Genomic DNA, 5,538 nt, shown 5'->3' with positions numbered 1-5,538 from the left:
AGTCTGCTCCTTGTAAAAAGGGTTATTGCTCCAATTGAATTTGACAAAACAAAAGTATCTCTATCGCAATCAAAATCTGAGCTTGAAAGTACATCCTCCCAAATAATAAACAACTCTCTTCAGATTTCAAAGATTGATATTCAAATCAAACAGTTACAGCAGGGGGATAGCAAATCGAAAGTTGAATTACTGAATCAAATCATAAGCAATATTAATAACATTAAGGCTGATATAGCTAATTGGGAATATCTTAATTTGTTAAAGGCACCGATAAGTGGTGCAGTGTCCTTTCGAACAAATATTGTTAATAACCAGTTTGTTAACATTGGGGAAAAGTTAATGGTTTTAAATCCAGACAGTGGAAGCTTTGTTTGTACAGCTTACATACCTATGTTAGGGTTTGGTAGATTAGCCATCGGGCAGAAAGCCATTATTAAATTTGACAATTTTCCATATGCTGATTACGGATCCGTAAGTGGGCTGGTACAAACCATTTCCCCGGTCCCGGTAAACGATACTTACATGGTTGGTATTAATCTTAATAACGGTTTAAAAACGTCATATAGTAAGAATCTGAAATTTAACCAAGAAATGCAGGGCACGGTGGAAATAATAACTCGAGATCAACGGCTGATTGAAAGGGTGTTCAATAAATTTACTTCTCTTTTTGCAAATAACTAAATATGAATATTGCCAAAAATGTTTTAGTTAGAATAACTGGTATGGATTTCGGTTCCCTAGCCTTTCTGAACCTTCATGAAACTTTGCCATTATTATCCGCATATGAAGCAGAACTTGATAAAAATGAATTATTAAAAAATCAAGCGATAGATCTTATTTATAATTGCATACAAAAATCAGAAAACAGATCTATTCAAAATATTTTGTTGAAGCTAAAACGTGATGTTTACAACAATAGGGGTTATGACTGGGCTGTTGGTGAACTGAATAATTTGAATGAAATAACAGACCAACTAGATAAACTAAGAATATCTGATTTGGTTTTATCTGAACTAGCTAATTCCATTGAAAAATTGTTTCATGAAGAATATACTCAGATCAGGACAGAACTAAAAACACTGACACAGCACCCGTCTTTCCAGAATGGAATAATCCTTTCATCTGCTATTCTTGCTGAAAGTGTTAGGAAATACCTAACCCCAAAATCGAATAGAAAAAGAGACGCGCAAACAGAATTAGGGTTAACTTCATACATCAGTAGAATTGCCGCAAAGACATCACCATTCAGTTCTTTCACCAATCTCGGTCTAGCTGTTATAGACGAAGCAGAAAAGACACTGAGCTTCAAAACATACCCCGAAATAAAAAGTAAAGTTTCTTTAAATAACTACCTGCTGAAATCTATCATTGGAATTATCAAACTAAGCCCTTTTTTGCATAAAGATGTACCGGTAGTTTTGAATCAGACCATCAAATTAAATGATGGAAAAATAACATTTATCACCAATTCAAACAATTCTGAGGCTTTCCAAACAATTGAAAATAGTGATCTGCTCAAATTAATATTTGAAATTCTAAACAAGCAATCTCAAGTGACCATAAATGAGGTTATAGAAATTGTTCAACAAGAGTTTGAATTAGAGAACGGTAGTCTTTACGAATTTTTATTACAATTGATAAGTCTTGGGGTTCTCGAATATGATTTTCCTGTTTCTGGAGCGGATGAAAATTGGGTTAGTAAACTTTTGGCCGCCTTTAAAAATATTCCAGAAAATGAGAGTTTTTATGAGTTGCTGGCTTCCAGTTTTACACAAATTGAAAAATTCCGTAACGAATATGAGTACTCACAACCTTCGGCCAGGCAGGAAATATTAGGGAAACTCGATTTTGAAATCACAAATTTGTTCGAAAAATTACGGGAATCTTATATCATTGAAAAGGTGAAAATTGACCCGGATCTTGAGCCGGATGATTCTGAAAAAATAGCTGTCTTCCATCATCGTGATCCAATCGCTTTTAGTTTCAAGCCTGAAATGCTTATTTTTGAAGATACTTTAATCGATTCTGATATTAAAATTGGCAGACAGGCTGTGTCAGAAATCATTTCTAAAATTGATTTGTTCTTAAATAATTTTGAATTCCTAAACCCCAACAGAAGCGAACAGGAAATCATCAAAGAATTCTATAAACAAAACTATCTTGGATCTGCTACCGTACCCGTCGTTGATTTCTATATGGACTATCAAAAAAATAGAAAAAGCCTCCCAGAAATTAAAGGGCTATATTCTGAAGTATATCAGGCCTTCCAGAAAAAAGTTATTGATCTGATAGATAAAACAGAAAATCCGGACTCTTATATTATGCATTTTAAAACTGATGATTTTTTATCGGACTCATTTAAGAGTGGAACGGCTTCAAAAGGATCGTTTCTACAATTCTTTATCAACAGTAGCAATAAGTTGAGTTGTGTGATCAATGGAATTTTTACTGGACATAATAAATTATTTGGAAGATTTATCACTTTATTTGATAAGTCCGTTCAAGCCGATATTTTATCTTGGAGCCGTGAAGATTATGCTTCTGAAATACTTGCAGAAAATTGTGACTCAACATATTTCAATGCCAATATACATCCTCCATTGTTGAATTTCGAAATTGATATGCCAGGAAGCCAGAATACTTATAGCAAAAATAAGAGGATTATGGTTAAGAACTTGGCCGTAAAGTACGAAAGAGCAACAGATTCGGTTGAACTAGTTGATGAGAAGTCTGGCAAGAAAACAAATATTTTTGATCTGGGATTTCAGTCAATGAAAGCAAGATCCGGTCTATTTACATTTTTAAATAGGTTTGACAGTCCTTCAACTTTTCTTCCATTTTCGTATTTTAATTCAATTGTCAATAAAAGATTTACCCAAATTGTCGGTAAAGGTAGTGTGTTGCCAAGGATAGTACTGGATAACCAAATAGTAATACAACGGAAAACATGGATGGTTGACAAACATGAATTACCAAAAGTTGATGATTTGAGTACTTCAAAATCATTTGTTCAAGTCAACAGATGGAGAAATGCACTATCTGTTCCTGATCAAGTATTCTTTTATTTCAGTGCGCCTAAAGGAACTGTAGACGACGATAAGAAACCTCAGTACTTGGATTTTCGGTCTCCATTACTAATCAATTTGTTTATTAAAAAAGTCCAAAAGTCGGAAAAACAGTTAGTAATGCAGGAAATGCTTCCCGACGGTGAACAACTTTTCACCAGTGCCTCTAAAAAATTCGTGTCGGAATATCTGGTGCAATGGAGATAAGAAAGCTAGAGAAGCCCGTATGGCATTCTGTATACATTTATTATAATCATATTAATGATTATACAAACTGTTTGGTTGAGGTTATTAAGCCCCTTGTAGATCTGCTTACCGAAAGTAAAGTGCTTATAGGATATTTCTACATAAGATATTGGGAAGAAGGGCCACATATAAGATTTAGGACACGGTCATCATATGATTTAGGAATTTTGATTTCTAAATATTTAGAGGAACAGATTTCCATAAAAAAATATTTAGTAAGATTCAAAGCAGTTGAATATATTCCTGAAATAGCGCGTTATGGAGGAGAAAAAGCGATTTTGGTTGCTGAACAACAGTTTAACTTTTCTTCAACAACTGTTCTAGGCATATTAACAACCAATTTAACCTCTTGGGATTACAATTTGGCAATAGGCTTCGCCATTAAACTGCATGTGAACTTTGCGAAAGGAATAGGTTTGTCTACTGAGGCAGCAACAGCATTTTTTAGAACTATTTTTTATCAATGGCTTTCTTTGGCATCTGCTAAACTGAAAATTGATACACAGGAATTGATAAATGCGATAGACAGATCATTCCTGAAACAAAAAGCAAAAATATTAGCTTCTGTTAAAGAAATCTGGGAAGATAATAACCCTCACCAGTGGAGAGAGCAAAATTCAGAAGTATTAAATAAGCTTTTAGTTTTGCATGTATCAAATGATCTAATTTGCCCCCCTGATATCAATTCTCTTTTTTCAGATGATCAAACCAAATCACTTTGGGGGATATTTGATAGCTTCTGTCATATGACAAACAATAGATTAGGAATCCTAAACCAGGACGAATCGTACATATATTATGTTATTTATAGATCATTCAAAGGATTAAATGAAGAGCAAAATTAAGAAGGAATTAATTCGGGAGATTGAGGAGATTGCAATCTTTCTTCACAGTTCCTCGATAAAGGGTAAAAATGGGCGTTTCTGGCATAGATACAATGATTCTAATCGAATAGACGATTCCGAAAAAAACGAGTTTATATATGGAGGTAATGCTGGGATCTGTTTGTTTTTTATCGAGCTATATCAATTCGATGCAAAAAAAGAATATCTTGAGATTATTGAAGAATCGGTAAAATGGCTTTATAATCGGACTAAAAAAGAATCAACCACAAATTATGCCTTTCTTACCGGAAGAGTAGGAACCGCCTATGTCTTTGCGTTGTGCGGAAAACTTTTGAATAATGAAAAGTATACCAAACATAGTCTTGATATTTCTCGTGCAGCTATCTGCGATTTTAACAATCCAATAAAAAAACACGACTTTTTGGGTGGTTTAGCTGGAACGTTAATTGGGCTCATTCAAATTCATGATATCATTCCGGAATCTGATATTCTTGAAGGAATCAAAATGGGAGCTGTTAAACTAATTGAGGATCTGTCCATAAATAAAACGGGAATATTCTGGGGATGGAAACCGCACAGTATGGCGCCGTTATGTGGCTTATCACATGGCAATGCGGGCTACGGATTTGTTTTTCATGAATTAAGCAAGCTATTCAATGACGATAATCTTTTAGTAATCGCGTCCATCTGTTTTGATTATGAAAATAGGCATTTTAATAAAGAAATCAACAATTGGCCCGATTACAGGTTAAAAAAAGAAGTTGATGATAATTATAGATTTCCTTCCTTATCCGATAAAAAGGTAATCGATTGTGTGTCTTGGTGTCACGGTGCTCCAGGAATTGGTCTTTTGAGGCAATCTGTTTTAGGAAACGGAAGGGACGTGATAACGGATGAAAAACTTAAAATTAACAATGCCTTAAAGAAAACAGTTCTGCCAAAGGGTAATAGAATGGCTCGTCCTTCATTGGGACTGTGTCATGGAATTGCCGGGAATGCCTTTGTTTTTTTGAATCAGAGAAAAAAAAGGTATGGAAGGTATAAAATGGTTCCCGAAGAATTTGCACGGTACATTCTTTTATCTAAGTCAATAAATAAAGGTTACTATACTACATTTACGCATATAGACAAACGTGTAGACCCTAGCTTATTCCTTGGGCTTTCAGGTATCGGTTACTTCTTTATTTTTATGCTAAATGAAAAAGAATCTTCGATACTGTTACCTAAAATTAATCTCAAGAGCAATAAAACAGAGATTAATTTTATGGAAATTTTTCTCAAAGCTATTGCGAAAAATATGCACCCCGAAAATTTCGATAAAATTTCGGCTGAATCTTTCAATATTTTATCGAAAACTTTTTTTAATTTATTTAAAGAAGGGC

General features: G+C 34.1%; 4 protein-coding genes. All 4 read left to right on the top strand.

All coding sequences use genetic code 11. The features are described from left to right. Positions 1–681 (top strand): HlyD family secretion protein (locus AC1DND_RS17740; RefSeq protein WP_477583622.1); only part of this gene is annotated, 681 nt, incomplete at its 5' end. Positions 682–683: 2 nt separating this feature from the next. Next, positions 684–3,272: a lantibiotic dehydratase gene (locus AC1DND_RS17735; protein ID WP_477583621.1), complete on the top strand. Its 2,589-nt coding sequence runs from the start codon at positions 684–686 to the stop codon at positions 3,270–3,272. Further along, the gene (locus AC1DND_RS17730; RefSeq protein WP_477583619.1) at positions 3,263–4,156 is read left to right on the top strand and encodes a thiopeptide-type bacteriocin biosynthesis protein; all 894 of its coding nucleotides are present in this window, start codon (positions 3,263–3,265) and stop codon (positions 4,154–4,156) included. Before AC1DND_RS17735 ends, AC1DND_RS17730 begins: the two co-directional genes overlap by 10 nt. Next, positions 4,140–5,538: lanthionine synthetase LanC family protein (locus AC1DND_RS17725; protein ID WP_477583617.1), on the top strand; the 1,399-nt coding region annotated here is incomplete at its 3' end. The genes AC1DND_RS17730 and AC1DND_RS17725, both read left to right, overlap by 17 nt.

This window comes from Pedobacter sp. 01N416, assembly GCF_056399685.1.
The sequence above is the reverse complement of the archived record's forward strand: the minus strand, read 5'-3'. Positions and strand labels throughout refer to the sequence as shown.